General features: G+C 69.9%; 16 protein-coding genes. 11 read left to right on the top strand and 5 right to left on the bottom strand.

Going from position 1 to position 15,340, the window contains the following annotated elements:
* From ABT008_RS26680 to ABT008_RS26670, 3 genes are all read left to right on the top strand, one after another.
* Positions 1-831: a carbohydrate ABC transporter permease gene (locus tag ABT008_RS26680; RefSeq protein ID WP_350699490.1), complete on the top strand. Its 831-nt coding sequence runs from the start codon at positions 1-3 to the stop codon at positions 829-831.
* 10 nt (positions 832-841) lie between these two features.
* Positions 842-2,050 carry an ABC transporter ATP-binding protein gene (locus ABT008_RS26675; protein ID WP_350699488.1) on the top strand — a complete coding sequence of 403 codons (1,209 nt, stop codon included), beginning with the start codon at positions 842-844 and terminating at the stop codon, positions 2,048-2,050.
* A gap of 97 nt (positions 2,051-2,147) precedes the next feature.
* A complete protein-coding gene (locus tag ABT008_RS26670; protein ID WP_350699486.1) occupies positions 2,148-2,387 on the top strand; it encodes a hypothetical protein in 240 nt (79 codons plus the stop codon).
* A gap of 19 nt (positions 2,388-2,406) precedes the next feature.
* Here ABT008_RS26670 and ABT008_RS26665 read toward each other — a convergent pair whose 3' ends face one another.
* On the bottom strand, positions 2,407-2,619 hold the full coding sequence (locus ABT008_RS26665; protein ID WP_350699484.1) for a TetR family transcriptional regulator C-terminal domain-containing protein: 213 nt from the start codon (positions 2,617-2,619) through the stop codon (positions 2,407-2,409).
* Between the two features lie 254 nt (positions 2,620-2,873).
* On the opposite strand from ABT008_RS26665, the gene ABT008_RS26660 reads away from it, so the two are divergent.
* Positions 2,874-3,077: a hypothetical protein gene (locus ABT008_RS26660; protein ID WP_350699483.1), complete on the top strand. Its 204-nt coding sequence runs from the start codon at positions 2,874-2,876 to the stop codon at positions 3,075-3,077.
* On the top strand, positions 3,044-5,782 hold the full coding sequence (locus ABT008_RS26655; protein WP_350699481.1) for a helix-turn-helix transcriptional regulator: 2,739 nt from the start codon (positions 3,044-3,046) through the stop codon (positions 5,780-5,782). The genes ABT008_RS26660 and ABT008_RS26655 overlap by 34 nt, the downstream gene beginning before the upstream one ends.
* A gap of 70 nt (positions 5,783-5,852) precedes the next feature.
* Here ABT008_RS26655 and ABT008_RS26650 read toward each other — a convergent pair whose 3' ends face one another.
* Together ABT008_RS26650 and ABT008_RS26645 are read right to left on the bottom strand one after the other, a co-directional pair.
* Positions 5,853-6,314, bottom strand: coding sequence for a tetratricopeptide repeat protein (locus ABT008_RS26650; protein ID WP_350699480.1), 462 nt, complete (start codon positions 6,312-6,314; stop codon positions 5,853-5,855).
* 118 nt (positions 6,315-6,432) lie between these two features.
* The gene (locus ABT008_RS26645; RefSeq protein ID WP_350699478.1) at positions 6,433-7,431 is read right to left on the bottom strand and encodes a Rossmann-fold NAD(P)-binding domain-containing protein; all 999 of its coding nucleotides are present in this window, start codon (positions 7,429-7,431) and stop codon (positions 6,433-6,435) included.
* Positions 7,432-7,527: 96 nt separating this feature from the next.
* On the opposite strand from ABT008_RS26645, the gene ABT008_RS26640 reads away from it, so the two are divergent.
* The 4 genes from ABT008_RS26640 to ABT008_RS26625 all read left to right on the top strand — a co-directional run bounded on the left by ABT008_RS26640 (position 7,528) and on the right by ABT008_RS26625 (position 10,063).
* Positions 7,528-7,941 (top strand): pyridoxamine 5'-phosphate oxidase family protein, encoded by a 414-nt coding sequence (locus tag ABT008_RS26640; protein WP_350699476.1) that lies wholly within the window; start codon positions 7,528-7,530, stop codon positions 7,939-7,941.
* 58 nt (positions 7,942-7,999) lie between these two features.
* Positions 8,000-8,599 carry a DUF4291 domain-containing protein gene (locus ABT008_RS26635; RefSeq protein ID WP_350699475.1) on the top strand — a complete coding sequence of 200 codons (600 nt, stop codon included), beginning with the start codon at positions 8,000-8,002 and terminating at the stop codon, positions 8,597-8,599.
* Between the two features lie 201 nt (positions 8,600-8,800).
* A complete protein-coding gene (locus ABT008_RS26630) occupies positions 8,801-9,466 on the top strand; it encodes a TetR/AcrR family transcriptional regulator (RefSeq protein ID WP_350699473.1) in 666 nt (221 codons plus the stop codon).
* 27 nt (positions 9,467-9,493) lie between these two features.
* A complete protein-coding gene (locus tag ABT008_RS26625) occupies positions 9,494-10,063 on the top strand; it encodes an NADPH-dependent FMN reductase (protein ID WP_350699471.1) in 570 nt (189 codons plus the stop codon).
* 113 nt (positions 10,064-10,176) lie between these two features.
* Here the strand turns inward: ABT008_RS26625 and ABT008_RS26620 are convergent, their stop codons facing one another.
* The gene (locus tag ABT008_RS26620) at positions 10,177-11,715 is read right to left on the bottom strand and encodes an MDR family MFS transporter (protein WP_350699469.1); all 1,539 of its coding nucleotides are present in this window, start codon (positions 11,713-11,715) and stop codon (positions 10,177-10,179) included.
* A 215-nt stretch (positions 11,716-11,930) separates the two neighbouring features.
* Between ABT008_RS26620 and ABT008_RS26615 the strand changes: the two genes are divergently transcribed.
* Positions 11,931-12,848: an NADP-dependent oxidoreductase gene (locus ABT008_RS26615; RefSeq protein WP_350699468.1), complete on the top strand. Its 918-nt coding sequence runs from the start codon at positions 11,931-11,933 to the stop codon at positions 12,846-12,848.
* A 212-nt stretch (positions 12,849-13,060) separates the two neighbouring features.
* Entirely contained in the window at positions 13,061-14,008 is a 948-nt protein-coding gene (locus ABT008_RS26610) for a helix-turn-helix domain-containing protein (protein WP_350699467.1), read from the top strand.
* 71 nt (positions 14,009-14,079) lie between these two features.
* Here the strand turns inward: ABT008_RS26610 and pobA are convergent, their stop codons facing one another.
* The gene (pobA, locus tag ABT008_RS26605; protein ID WP_350699466.1) at positions 14,080-15,249 is read right to left on the bottom strand and encodes a 4-hydroxybenzoate 3-monooxygenase; all 1,170 of its coding nucleotides are present in this window, start codon (positions 15,247-15,249) and stop codon (positions 14,080-14,082) included.
* Positions 15,250-15,340 lie beyond the last annotated feature (91 nt).

Raw genomic sequence — 15,340 nt, 5'->3', positions numbered from 1 at the left:
ATGGCGGACACCACCAAGGTCAAGCTCCAGTGGGGCGTGATGAACACGATCGTGGTCGTCTTCGCCCTGATCCCGGTGTTGTGGATCATGTCGTTGTCGTTCAAGACGCCGGCCACGCTCACCGACGGCAACTTCATCCCGCGCGAGTGGACGCTGGAGAACTACCGCAACATCTTCGCCACCGACCAGTTCGTCCGAGCGCTGATCAACTCCATCGGCATCGCGCTGATCGCCACCACGATCGCCGTGGTGCTCGGCACCATGGCCGCGTACGCGATCGCCCGGCTGGACTTCCCCGGCAAGCGCCTGCTCGTCGGCGTCGCCCTGCTGATCGCGATGTTCCCGCAGGTGTCGCTGGTCTCGCCGCTGTTCGAGATCGAACGGCAGTTGGGGCTCTTCGACACCTGGCCGGGGCTGATCCTGCCGTACATCACCTTCGCGCTACCGCTGGCGATCTATACGCTGTCCGCGTTCTTCAAGCAGGTCCCCTGGGATCTGGAGAAGGCCGCGAAGATGGACGGTGCCACCCAGGGCCAGGCGTTCCGGCGGGTCATCGCCCCGCTCGCCGCGCCGGGGGTCTTCACCACGGCGATCCTGGTCTTCATCTTCTGCTGGAACGACTTCCTGTTCGCCATCTCGCTGACCTCCACCGAACGCTCGCGCACGGTGCCGGTGGCGTTGTCGTTCTTCACCGGCGAGTCGCAGTTCGAGGACCCCACCGGGGCGATCTGCGCCGCCGCCGTGGTGATCACCGTACCGATCATCCTGTTCGTCCTCTTCTTCCAACGCCGCATCGTCTCCGGCCTGACCTCCGGCGCCGTCAAGGGATAGGTGATAACTCGTGGCTGACATCGTGCTCGACAAAGTGAGCAAGAATTTCCCGGACGGCACCACGGCGGTGCGGGACGTCGACCTGGAGATCGCCGACGGCGAGTTCGTGATCCTGGTCGGTCCCTCCGGCTGCGGCAAGTCCACCACCCTCAACATGATCGCCGGGCTGGAGGACATCAGCTCCGGTGACCTGCGCATCGGCGGCGAACGGGTCAACGACAAGGCCCCCCGGGACCGGGACATCGCGATGGTCTTCCAGTCCTACGCGCTGTACCCGAACATGACCGTCCGGGAGAACATGGCGTTCCCGCTGCGGCTGGCGAAGCTGGACAAGGAGACGATCAACCGCAAGGTCGACGAGGCGGCCAAGGTCCTCGAACTGACGTCGCTGCTGGACCGGCGCCCGGCCAACCTCTCCGGCGGGCAGCGGCAGCGGGTCGCGATGGGCCGGGCGATCGTTCGCCAACCCAAGGCGTTCCTGATGGACGAACCGTTGTCCAACCTGGACGCCAAGCTGCGGGTGCAGATGCGGACCGTGGTGTCCCGGCTGCAGAAGAAGCTCGGCACCACCACCGTCTACGTCACCCACGACCAGACCGAGGCGATGACCCTCGGCGACCGCGTGGTGATCATGCGAGGTGGGGCGGTCCAGCAGGTCGGCCCGCCGCAGGAGCTGTACGAGAACCCGAACAACCTCTTCGTGGCCGGGTTCATCGGCTCACCGTCGATGAACTTCCTACCCGCCACCCTCGAACAGGGCACCCTGCGTACCGCCCTGGGTGACGTGCCGATCGGCGACCGGATCCGCCGCGAACTGGAGGCCGCCGACGCCTCCCGCGACCTGATCCTCGGCATCCGGCCCGAGCACTTCGAGGACGCCGAACTGATCGACGAGGAGACCCGCCGCCGGGGCATGGAGTTCGAGGCGCCGGTGGACATCGTCGAGTCGATGGGCTCGGACAAGTACGTCTACCTGACCGTCGAGGGGGAGCGGGCCACCGCCGCCGAGCTGGAGGAGTTGGCCGCCGACACCGGTGCCGCCGACTTCGCCGGTGGCGGATCGAACCTGGTCACCCGCCTGTCGGCCGAGTCGACGGTGAGCGAGGGCGAGAACCGGCGGGTCTGGTTCAACCTGGAGAAGATCCACCTGTTCGACCCGTCCAACGGCCGCAACCTCACCCTCCACGAGGGCCGCGCGGCCGGCACCCTGGACGCCTGACCGCGTACGCCCGGCGCCCCTCGACGTTCCCCGTCGAGGGGCGCCAGTCTTGTCTCACCCGGGCGCTACGGTGCCCGGGCGGAGAGGGAGGAACAGGGTGTTCGTCGAGATCATCTTTTCGGGGCTGCCGATCGACCGGGACGACTTGGAGGACGCGTTGACAGCGGAGTTCGCGCTGGATGGCGAGGTCACCGGCGCGGGCACCGGCGAGCACGGCGGCAACCTCGACCTGGAGATCGCGGAGAGCGCAGACCGCACTGCGGCCCTGGAGCGACTCCAGAAGGTGTTCGTCGAACTCGGGATCGAGAACCACGTACGCCCGATCGTCCGCGACTGATCAGACGACCGGATCGCCTTCAGTCGGCCCCGCGTCCGCTCGGACCGCGCGAAAGGCTAGTGCAGGACCGGCGGAGCAGGTCGATCAGGTATTCGGCGGCCCGTGCGGTGTCGAAGTCCGGGGCGGTCAGGTTCTTCGAGACGATCGCGTCCAGGGCGCCGTTCATGATCACAGCGGTGGCGTCCGGGTCGATGTCGGGCCGGTAGTCGCTGGCGTCGCGATCGTTCCCCACGCCTCCCACGCCATCAACGGCGAGCACCCGGACGAGATCGCCGCTGACGTCGCGACCTTCCTCGACGCAGAAGGCCGCTGAGGCCGGCCTCTACTGGTGGACGCCCTCGAAGATGCAGGCACTAGGTATGCCTAGGTGGCCCGCGTACGCCGCTAAACCCCGGTGAGCAGTGAAGATAGGTAAGCGTTGCCCGATGTGACAGCACTCTTGTCAACCGACGATTGATCCATCAGCGGTTGACAAGGAGACAAGCCATGTTGATGGACCCGGGCACGATGCTGGCTCTGGCGAACGATCGTCGCCGCGAGTTGATCGCCGAGGCCGACAGCGAGCGCCTACTCACCAACGCCCGCCGGGCCCGCCGAGCCCGCCGAGCCCGTAACACCCTGGCCGCCCGTGGACAGCCCGACGGTAACCTCACGTCGTGCGAACCATCCGCGGCGGTGCCAGCCCAGTGATGATCGGGCGGGAAAGCGAGCTGCGCCGGTTGGCGCAGCTCGCTTCGGCACGTGAGCCGGCGGTTGCGCTCATCGCGGGCGAGCCGGGCATCGGGAAGACCCGGCTGGTGCACGAGCTGCTGACAACCGTGTCGGCGGAGACCGTGGTGCTGGTCGGCCAGGCGGAACCCGGCTCGCTGTCCCGGCCGTACGAGGTGCTCCTGGGCGCCATCGACGGCCGTCCAGGCAGCGACGAGGAGCAGCTTGCGGCCCTCGCGGACCCGCGTCGCAGCCCGGTCGAGCGCCTGCACACCGGCCTTGCCATCCTGGCCGACCTGATCGGCGACTCCCCTGCGGTCATCGTCTTCGAGGACCTGCACTGGGCCGACTCGGAGAGCGCGGCGCTGTTCGAGCGGATCGCCGACCAGCGCGGGCCGCGGCTGCTCATCGGGACGTACCGGCCGGACGAGGTGACCCGCCGCCAACCGGTGGCTGGCCTGCTGGCCCGGATGGAACGCCGGCACACCGTCACCCACGTACGTCTGGATCGCCTCACCCCCGCACAGACCGCAGCGTTGCTGGCGGCGGCCACCGGCGCTCCGGCGCCGCTGCGCGCCGTGGCGGCACTGCACCACCGCACCGGTGGCAACCCGTTCTTCCTGGAGGAGTTGCTGCGTGCGCTGCCCGGGTACGACGTGGAGGCGCTGGTCGAGCAACCACTGCCGTGGAGTCTCGCCGAGGTGTTACGCCGACAGGTCGACGACCTCGACCCGGTCAGCCACCGCGTCGTCGAGGCGGCTACCGTGCTCGGCCACCGCATCCCGTTCGACTTGCTCGCCGACGTGACCGGTCTGGGCGAGGACGAGCTCATCGCCGTGTTGCGAGACCTGGTCACCCAGGGCGTCCTGGTCGAGTCCGGCGACGACGAGTTCGCGTTCCGGCACGCACTGGTGCGCGAGGCGATCGTCGACCAGATGCTCGGCCGGCAGCGCCGCCGGCTTCACGAGAGGGCACTCGACGTACTCCTGAACGGCGGTGCCTCCGACCCGGCCATGGTGGCGCACCACGCTCGCGGCGCCGGCCGGTACGACGACATGATCGCCGCGGCCCGCCGCGGCTCTGAGCTCTACCTCTCCATCGGCTCCGCCTACCAGGCCCTGCAACTGGCGGAAATGGGCCTCGACGAGATGCCCGACGACACCGACCTGCTCGCCTCCGCCGCCCGAGCGGCGTGGTTGGCCGGACTGCTGGATGACGCCCTGCGGTACGGCCGGCGCTGGCGCGACCTCGCCAACACCACGACCGACCGGGCTGAGTCGCTGTACCTCCTGGTCCGCATCGCGTGGGAGTCCCGCGAGACCGACGAGATGCGCGCTTTGACGCACGACATCGGGACCCTGATCGCGCAGCTTCCTCCCGGCGCTGACCAGGCGCGGGCGATGACCGCGATCGCGCAGTCGGCGTATCTGCAAGGCGACTGCGACGCCGTGCTGCTCTGGTCCGACCGCGCGCTGGCGCTGGCGGACGAATTCGACCTGCCAGCCGTACGCCTGGCCGCGCTGATCGAGAAGGGTGCGACGCTTGTCGAGCGCCCGCAGACCGCCACCGACGGCCGCAAGATCCTGTCCGCTCTCGTCGACGAGGCCGAAAAGGCGGGCGAGTGGGTGCTGGCTGCCCGTGCCCTCGACTCCCTGGTGCACGGCGAGCCACCCACCTCGCCGATCGAGCACGCCGAAACACTGGAGCGGATGCGGGTTGACGCCGAGCGGGCCGGCTTCGAGTCGCTCGCGGTGGCCACGTACTTCCAGGGCCGAGCCCGGCTCGCGGTGCGGGCCGGCGACCTGCGCGCCGCGACCGGGGCGCTGGAGGAGGGGCGCGAGCAGGACCGCAGCTACCGACGCCGGGGCCGCTGGGCCGACTATCACGGCGTATTCCTCGCCGGGCTCTATCTGGAGGCCGGCGAGCTGGACCACGTCGAGCAGCTCATCGCGGACCTGGCGGCGCTGCCCGACAACTGGCCGGCGACGATTCCCAGCCTCGCGTTCCACCTCGCGTGCCGTCGCGGCGACCTCCCGCGCGCCGAAGCGAGCCTGGAGGAACTCATCGCGGCCCTATCCGAGCAGCCGTGGCGCAGCAATGAAACGGCCCACGATCTGATCTCTGCCGCGCTTCATATCGGCTTGCCGACGCACCGGCTCGACCAGATGGCCGCCGCGCTACTCGATGCCAGCGTATGGGACGCCTACTGGACCCTCGTCGACGCCCAGCTCGCGGAAGCACGCGGCCAGCACGTCGAGGCGCTGGCCAGCTACCTGTCCATCGCCGAGGCCCACATCCTGGCACCGGCGACCCGCGGCACCGTACGCGTCGGCGCCGCCCGTTGTCTGCTCGCAAACGACCAGCGCGAGGAGGCTGCCGCGCAGGTGGAGGCGGCCGCACCCCTGCTGGCCGAATGGCGTGGCTGGCGGGTGGCCCAGCTCGCCCACGTCCGCGCCCAGCTGGGCATGGCACCGGTCGACGCGGCACCCGCAGTCACAGGTCCGACCGCCCTGACCCCCCGCGAGCGGGAGGTGGCAGTACTGATCAGCGACGGGCTGACCAATGCCGAGCTGGCCCGGCGCCTCTACATCTCACCGAAAACCGCCGCCGTTCACGTCTCGAACATTCTGCGGAAGCTGGGCGTCTCGTCCCGGACCGAGGTGGGTGACCTCATCGGGCGGCATTGACCGCCACCGCCGACCAGGCAGCCGTGCTGCAACGGCTGGCAGCGACGCTGCGGGATGCAACAAGGTGCGGCTACTCGGCGGTCAACTGTTGCGTCAAGCGCTCCAGGCCGGCTTTGATCAGTCGCCCGTAGTCGTCGTCACCGAGCGCGCCGATACCCGCCTGCGCCTGCTGGAGGCATTCGCGGGCACGGCCGAGATCACCGAGCTTGCGGTGACACTCGCCCAGGTTGAGGTGCAGCGAGGGATACAGGGCGGCAACCGACATCGGTACGCCGGCCTGCGCGGCCCGGTCGTCGGTGAGCCGGTCGGCCGCTGCCAGCGCCCGTTCGTCCCAGATCAACTCCTGGTGTGGATCGTCCTGCACGTCGGCCATCGAATGCGCCAGGACGCACACGTGCAGGGGGTCGCCGTGTTCGCCGCCGATCTCGTCCCAGATCTGCGCGAACAGGTCGCGGGCGGCGTCACGTCGTCCCTGACCGTGGTGCAACTGGACACCCTCGTTGATGCGAACGAGCGTCGGATCGACGATCACCGCCAAACCGTACCGCCAGAGGTGTCTTCGTCGGCGTGAGGTGATGCGGGTGTGCCGGTGCGCGGCACGGAAACCGCTCTGCGAACGACGACCCGAACCCCACCCGAGCGGGCACCGGTCATCCGGCGGCGTCCGGCAGGGCGTCGATCAGCGCGGCTTCCCGGGCGCTGCTCAGCCCGGCGCGGCGATCCCGGTGCAACCCTTCGGTTCGTTCCCAATCGAGGGTGTCGGCCAGCAGGTCGGTCCGCGAGCGGTGGCGGAGACCGGCGGCCTCGGCCGCCGCACCACTGCGGGCCGCCCAACCGCGCGCTGCCGGATCGGCGATCCACATGGGCAGCGACTCCGGACCCATGTACTCGGCCACTCCCCGCGCCACCAGCCACGCCGGGTCCGCGTACACGAGCGGACCGGTGTGGCCGGCCACGGCCCGGGACCGGGCGATCCATTCGACGAAGGGTACGACCGGGCCGACCGCGTTGAAGGTGCCGACCGTGCCGGCCCGGGCGCTGTCGAGCAGCCAGGCGGCGAGGTCGCGTACGTCGACGACCTGGGTCGACAGGTCGGGGGCGTGGGGTACCAGCAGCGGTGTGTCGGGATCGCGGGCGGCGCGGGCGACCCAGTAACCGGACCGGTCGCTGTGGTCACCCGGCCCGCCGATCAACCCGGCGCGGGCCACCAGTGCGCGGTCTCCCACCTCGGTCGTGGTGATCTGCTCGCAGGCCACCTTCGCCGCGCCGTACTCGTCGCGGTCGACCGTGTCGCGGCTGGTGGCGGGCAGCGTGGCCGCCGACTCGTCGGCACCGGGGGTGTCGTGGTCGGCGTAGGCGCTGACCGAGGAGACGTAACTCCAGTGCCGGGCTCGGCCACCCAGGGCTTTCAGCGCCTCCCGCACGAAGCGCGGCTGCCACGACACCTCGACGACGGCGTCCCAGTCGCGGTCGCGCAGCCCGTCGTACGCGGTGGCGTCGCCCCGGTCGGCGGCCACGAGAACCGCGCCGGGCGGCACCGTCCCGCTCTCGCCCCGGGCCAGGCAGGTGACCGTGTACCCCCGGTCGACCGCCTGCCGGGCCACCTCGTGCCCGAGCCATGCCGTCCCGCCCAACACCAGCATCTCCATGTCCGTGAGCCAAGCAGCGAGGTACGCGGCACGCCAAGGTTCTTCGCCGACGGCAGAAGCCTGCGGGCGTACGCCACCGGTTCTAGGCTGGATGTCATGTTCCGCGACGAGGATCTCGCCCTGCTCGCCCGGCCGCTGCACGCCTTCCTCACCGTGGCGCCCCGGGGCGACCGCTGGCCGGCGCCGCGCCCGGTGTGGTTCGAGGTCACCGACGACGGTGCCCTGCAGATGTTCTCGCTGCCGGACGCGCCGAAGCTGGACCGTATCCGGGAACGGCCACGGGCTTCCGTGGTCGTGGCGGCGCCGACCGGTGAGCCGGAGCACTGGGTGTCGGTGGAGGGTCCGGTCACGCTGCACGACGACGGTGGCGTGGAGTTGGCGACCCGGCTCGCCGAGCGGTACTACGACATGAGCGACCCGACGCGTCAGAGCCTGGTCGACGAGTGGCGCAGCGGGGGAGTGGTGCGGATCGTGCTGCGTCCCGAGCGGGTGAACCGCTTCTCGATGTGACGGTCCGCGCCGCCGAATTCGGTGGCTCGTGCTCGGGTGGGTCGGCGACGATCGGCGGATGTCCGTGCCCCTGCGTCAGATCCGCGCCCGATACTCGGCCGACACCATCACCGTCTACCAGGCGTACTCGCCGCAGATCGCGGAGCCGGCGGTGGCGGCGGGCCGCTTCGTGGCCCCGTTCAAACGGGAACGGATGACGTGGATCAAGCCGTCGTTCCTGTGGATGATGTACCGCTGTGGCTGGGCCACCAAGGAGGGCCAGGAGCGGGTGCTCGCCGTGGACCTGCGCCGGGAGGGCTTCGAGTGGGCGCTGAAGCGGGCCTGCCTGAGTCACTACGTGCCGGAGCTGCACGCCGACCGGGAAGCCTGGTCGCGACAGCTCAAGTCCAGTCCGGTGCGGGTGCAGTGGGATCCGGAACGGTCCCTGCGCCTGGCGGCGCTGCCGTACCGGTCGTTGCAGGTGGGTCTCTCCGGCCCGGCCGTCGCCGGGTACGTCGACGAGTGGGTGGTGGCCATCCGCGACGTGACCGCCGACGTGCGGCAGATCCGGGACTTGGTGCGCAGCGGCGACGACCGGGCCGCCGCCGCCCGGTTGCCGGTCGAGCAGGTGTATCCGCTGCCCGAGCCGATCGCCGCCGTCGTCAACGCCACCGGCTAGTGCCGTCGCGAGGGCTGGTCGCTCTTCTCCTCGACCGCCCACCTCGCGTCAGCGACACGAGCGGGGCGACCAGGCGGGTACGGCGTGCTCCGTGGCAGACGTATCAAGCGATTTCGCCACGTGCTGGAGGTCGACGGTGGCCGCGTCTGATGATCGCGGAGGAGCGAAACGGAACGCTCGGTTCCGTGCTAGCATCGTCGCGTGGTCGCCCCCGACAAGCCGCCTGCGCGTCGCTCCGACGCCAGTCGTAACGACGCCCGCATCCTGGCCGCTGCCCGCGCCGTCTTCAGCGAGATGGGTTCGGACGCCCCGGTTTCGGTCATCGCCGAGCGAGCCGGCATCGGCATGGGCACGCTGTACCGTCGCTACCCGAGCAAGGACGACCTCATGCGTGAGCTGTCGCTCGCGAACATGGAGGAGACTCGTCTGGCCGCCGAGGCGGCACTCGAGGCGTCGGATGCCTGGGCCGGGCTGACCGGCTTCCTCGACACCTGCGTCGAAGCGGGGGTCGACGGCTCACCACGGCTGTCGGGCCTGTTCGAGGTGACCGAGGAGATCCTGCAGGCGAGCAAGCGCACGCGGGAGGCCGTGCAGCGACTGGTCGATCGGGCTCAGCATGACGGGGTCCTTCGCCCGGACGTGAACGCGCACGACCTGGTGCTGCTCCTGCACACTCTTCGGGAGCTGCGGGTGGCCCACCGCAAGCGCGACCCGGCCCTCCGGATTCGATTCCTGGGCATCGTGCTCGACGGCCTGCGGGCCGGCAACTCCAGTACGCTCCCCGCGCCTGCGGCCACGTGGTCTGATGTGGAACGGGCGTGGCAGGCCATGGCCGACAAGGACCGCGGCACGGCCGAATCACCCTAATCCCTTACCGTTCGGGAGATCTCAGCTATGTCGCAGGAGCAAATCCGCCTTGCCGTCATCGTCGCCAGCACCCGTGAGGGGCGGTTCGCCGAAACTGTCTCCCGCTGGTTCACAAGCCAGGCCACGTTGCACGACGTGCAGCTCGACGTCATCGACCTCGCTCACCTCGCTCTGCCGAACGTGCACCGGAGTGAGCCCTCACCGGAGATCGTGGAGTTCACCTCTCGCATCGGTGCCGCCGATGCCTTCGTGGTCGTCACCTGCGAGTACAACCACGGCTACCCGGCCTCGCTGAAGTTCGCCATCGACTCGGTCTTCGACGAGTGGAAGGCCAAGCCGGTCGGCTTCGTCTCGTACGGCGGGCTGTCCGGAGGCCTGCGTTCGGTCGAACAGCTCCGGCAGGTCTTCGCGGAGCTGCAGGCGGTGACGATCCGCGAGACCGTCAGCTTCCACCTGGCGCACGGTCAGTTCGACGAGGACGGCCAGCCGCACCAGGCCGAGGCCGTCAACACGGCGGCCAAGACCTTCATGGAGCAGTTGCTGTGGTGGGCGCACGCACTTCGCACGGCACGCCAGGCAGTGCCCTACGTGGGCTGACCGAATCCCTCTCGGGCATGGCGCACCCCCTTCGGTGCGGAGACGTCAACGCGGCAACACCCCCCGACACCTGGTGGGCCGGCCCCTCAACGGAGCCGGCCCACCACGTGTTGTCAGGTTCGCTTCGTGTGCCGTTCGAGATCAGCCTGCCCGGCCCGGTTCTGTTCGGCCCTACCCGGCATGAAGAACGCCGGTAGCAACGCCACCGCGGTGAGTACGACCGTCCACCAGAACGTCCGGACGTAGGCCGTCTCGAGCGCCTCGGGCGTGGGCGGCCGGACGTTGCCGGACGCGTGGCTCGTCTGCCGCTGCAGGATGAGGGCGAGCATCGTCGTACCCAGTGAGCCACCGAGCCGCTGCACGATCACCAGCGCACTGGCTGCGCGGGGCACCATCTCCTGGGTGAGCCCGTAGTAGGCCGCCGCGGTCAGCGGGATCGAAGCGATGCCAAGGCCCAACCCGCGCACCACCAGTACCGTCGCCGAGACGATGTCGTCCTCGGTCGCCCCGGAGTAGGTGAACGGCACGGTGCCGATGGCGGAGAGCAGGATGCCGGCCAGGGCGACACGACGGGCACCGTACCGGTCGACGAGGCTGCCGGCCACGATCAGCGCCGCCACCATGCCCAACCCCTGCGGGGCGAGCAGCAGCCCGGCCTGTAGGGAGTCGACCCCGCGCACCTGCTGGTAGTAGAGGGGCAGGAGGAACATTAGGCCGAACAGCGACGCGCCGGCAAGGAAGTGCAGGACCGAGGAGACCGCGAACGGGCGGTGCCGGAACAGCCGGAGATCGATGACCGGGCTGGGGTGCTCACGGCGTGCGTGCCAGAAGAAGGCGAGCAACAGGAGTAGACCCGCGCAGAGGGCGACGATCACCCCGGTCGAACGGAACCCCGCTCCCTCGCCGGCGACGGAGAGTCCGTAGACCAGCGCGGTGACCGCTGGGGACAGCAGCAGCAGACCCACGACGTCGAGCCGAGGGCTGGACAGCCGCTCGTCCTTCGGCAGTCCGCGCCCGGCGACCACCAGGGCGAGGACTCCGAGCGGGATATTGATGTAGAAGATCCACCGCCAGCCCACGCTGTCCACCAGCAGGCCGCCGACCGTGGGGCCGATGATCGGCGCGAGCTGGGTCGGGACGCTCACCGCGCTCATCACCCGGCCGATCCGCTTCGGCCCGGCGGCACGCACGAGGATCACCTGGGCGAGCGGCGGGATCAGGCCACCGCCGAGGCCCTGCAGCACTCGGAAGGCGATCAGGCTGCCGATCGACCAGGCGAACCCGCACCACACCGAGGCCACGATGAAGAGGCTCAGCGAGACCAGCCACATGCGGCGGGCGCCGAAGCGTTCCACCACCCAGCCGGTCACCGGCACGACCATGGCGAGCGCGAGCAAGTATCCGATGGTCACCCATTGCAGTGCCGACAGTGGACTCTCGAACTCCGTACCGATCCGGTCCAGCGCCACGGCAACGATCGTCGCGTCGAGAGCGGACATGAAGGCGCCGGCCACGATGATCATGCTCAGCCGGATGAGTCGTCCATCGAGGCGGTTTTCGGTCGTGGGCTCGACCTTGGCGGGCCTCGGGATGGCGGCGGTTGTGGAGTCCTCCTGGCCGTCGGCCAGGCCAGGACTGCGGTGGTTTGGCATGATCCCCCCGTCTGAAGTGGAGCGCTCCGTTCACCATAGAGCAGTGGCGAGCCCTTCGTGTTGCAGAATGGAGCGCTCCGCTTCGTGCTAGCATCGGGTCGCCGTCACGGCACTTCGGGCGGTATCGCAAGGCCCAACCGGCCACAGCCGACACGGCTCGACAAACCGCGCCGACCGGCCGCCATGTCCCGCACCCCCGATATTGGAGCTGCCGAGTGACCACCAGGATCGAGTTCACCGAGTTCGGCGATCCCGACGTCCTGCGGCCCGTGGATCTGCCGGATCCCGAGGCCGGCCCCGGGCAGGTGCGCATCCGCGTACGTGCCGCCGGGGTCAACCCGGTGGACTGCAAGATCCGCCGTGGCGCCTTCTCCGGTATGGGCGGTCCGGACGTGTTCCCGCAGACCCTCGGCAACGAGTTCGCGGGCGTCGTCGACCAGGTCGGCGAGGGCGTGAGCGGTGTGTCCGTGGGCGACGAGGTGCTCGGGTTCGCCAGCGCCGAGGCGTACGTGGAACACCTGGTCGTCGCCCCCGACCAGATTGCCCCTAAGCCTGCCGACCTGCCCTGGGCGGTCGCCGGCAGCCTGTCGGCCGTCGGGCAGACCGCCTGGAACGCCCTGCGGGAGCTGCGGATCACCGCCGGCGAGACGCTCCTCGTGCACGCCGCCGCCGGTGGCGTCGGCACCGTTGCGGTGCAGCTCGCCGTGGCACTCGGCGCCAAGGTCATCGGCACCGCGAGCGAGGGCAACCACGAGTACCTGCGCTCCCTCGGCGCGACGCCGGTCAGCTACGGTGACGGACTGGTCGACCGGGTACGTGAGCTGACGCCGTCCGGGGTGGACGCCGCGCTCGACGGGATCGGCGGCGACGCCATCACCGCCTCCGTCGAGCTGGTGCAGGACCGCGAGCGCATCGGCACCCTGGTCGACCAGGAAGCGGCCAACCGCCTCGGCATCAAGCGTCTGCGGGGTGCGCGCTCCGCCGAGACGCTGGGCGAGCTCGCCGCGCTCTGCGCGTCGGGAGAGCTGCAGTTGCCGATCTGGAAGACCTTCGCGCTGAAGGACGCGGCTGCGGCACACCGCGAGGTCGAGACCGGCCACGTCCGGGGGAAGGTGGCACTGGTCGTCGACTGATCCACGCTCGGCGGGCGACGCTACCCGTAGGCGGGTGTCGGACTTCGGCGTTGTCTCCGCCGAACACGAACATCGCCACAGCCTGACCGCCACGACCCCACCCGACCGACAGGCCAGACGGCGTGTCGTCCAACACGGTGACGTTCATGGTCAGAGCAGTAGCCGAGTCCGCGGTTGACTCTCCAGCGGCTTGAGACGCCAGGGTGGTGGCCATGGACGAGTGGTTGTCGATCGGGGATGCGGCCCGGCGTACGGGTCTGAGTGTCAGCGCCATCCGGTTCTATGCCGACGAGGGCGTCGTCGCACCGGCCGGGTACACCGGTGCCGGGTACCGGTGCTACGACGCGCGGGGTGTGGCGGCCCTCGAACTGGTGCGTACGCTGCGGGACCTGGGGGCGGGGCTGGACGAGATCCGTCGGTTGCTGGCCGACGAGATCACGGTGCGGGATCTCGCGGCCGCCCATCTGGCGCTCGTCGAGCGGCAGATGGGTCAGCTGCGTACCCGGCGGGCGGTGCTGCGGGCGGTCGTGCGGCAGGACAGCGAGGCCGGGCAGGTGAGTCTCGTGCACCGGTTGGCGTCGATGTCCGACGACGACCGTGAGCAACTCGTGGAGGCGTTCTGGACCGAGGTCACCGCCGGTCTCGACCTGCGGGAGTTCGTCGACTACCTGCGTCCGTGGCGGCCCCGGCTGCCGGAGGACCCCACCGGCGAGCAACTCGACGCGTGGATCGAGCTGGCCGACATGGTGCGCGACGCCGGGTTCCGGGACGCGGTCCGGCGGTACTTCGGGGAGACCTTCGCCAGCGCGGCCGATCGCGAGCGGGAGGACCCGGCGGCGGAGGCGGAGATCGCGGAACAGGTCGAAATCCTCGCGCAGGCCAGGGCCGCGGCCGAGGCCGGCGTACCGGTCGACTCCCGCGAGGCCCGGCGGTTGGCGACGCGGTGGGTGGCGTTGGCCGCGAGTCGCGGCGGCGAGCGGGATCTGACCGGGGTACGGCGGCAGATCGTCGCCGCCGACCCCGGGCCGCAGGTGAGCCGACATGTCGCGCTGCTCGGCAGGTACCACTCGCTGACCGCCACCATCAACGGCACGCCGCAACCCGTCGGGCACGCCCCGGCGTCGACCTGGCTGCACGCCGCCGTCGCCGCCGTGAGCTGATCGGGCGTCCTTAAGCCTGTCTCCGTGGTCGCCGCGACACGGCCGACACGACCAGCGGCGACGTTTCGGAATCAGCTCCAGGGCAGTCCGACGTAGTTCTCGGCGAGGCTGGTCGCCGCGGCGGGTGAGGAGACGACGTACTCCAACTGCGCGCGCTGCAACTGTTGCTGAAAGGCGTCGTGCTGTGGGAAGCGGTGCAGCATCGACGTCATCCACCAGGAGAAGTGCTGTACCCGCCAGACCCGGTTCAGGCAGGTGGTTGAGTACTCGTCGAGCCCGGTCTCGCTGCCGGTGGCGTACCAGTGCGACAGCGCGGCAGCCAGCACGTGCACGTCGTGGACCGCGAGGTTCAGGCCCTTGGCCCCGGTCGGCGGCACGATGTGCGCGGCGTCCCCCGCGAGGAACAGCCGCCCGTGTCGCATCGGTTCGCACACGAAACTGCGCATCGGGACGATGGACTTCTCCAGGATCGGTCCCTCGTTGACACTCCGGCCATCGTGCCCGATCCGGGTGCCGAGTTCGTCCCAGATGCGCTGGTCCGGCCACTCGGCGAGATCCTCGGTCGGATCGACCTGGAGATAGAGCCGGCTGATCGTCGGTGACCGGAGGCTGGCCAGCGCGAAGCCCCGCTCGTGATAGGCGTAGATGAGCTCGTCGTCGACGGGCGGAGCGGCGGCAAGGATACCGAGCCAGCCGAAGGGGTACTCGCGCTCCAGGAATCGTGCCGACGCGGGCAGCAGACCACGCGTGACGCCGTGGAAGCCGTCACAACCGGCGACGATGTCGCACTCCAGTTCCGTCGACCGCCCCTCGACGGTGAACCGGACCCGCGGTGTCGAGCTCGTCACGTCCAGCACGGTCACGTCGTCGGCCTCGAAGTACACCTGGCCGCCGGTGGCGAGCCGCGCCTCGGTCAGATCCCGGACGACGTGCTGCTGCCCGTACACGGTGATGGCCCGCCCACCGGTCAGGTCGCTCATCGGGATGCGATGCGCGACGCCGTCGAAGAGCAGTGCGATGCCGTGATGCGGCAGACCCTCGCGGTCGAGCCGGTCAGCCAGCCCGATCTCGCGCAGGAGGTCGACGGTGCTCTGCTCCAGCACGCCGGCGCGGACCCGCTGCTCGACGTACTCGCGGCTGCGGCGTTCCACCACCACCGAGTCGATGCCCTGACGATGCAGCAGGTGGGACAGTAAGAGTCCAGCGGGGCCTGCCCCCACGATCGCGACCTGGGTACGCACCTGTTCTCCCCTTTCCGAAACCGACGTCCTGACATGTCGTCACACCGGGCGTCGGGCCCGGTGCGACCTGGTCCTGCGACAGCGGCCCGGG

This window comes from Micromonospora sp. NPDC002389 (assembly GCF_040296095.1).
GTDB lineage: Bacteria > Actinomycetota > Actinomycetes > Mycobacteriales > Micromonosporaceae > Micromonospora.
This window is presented reverse-complemented; position numbering and strand designations above follow the sequence as displayed.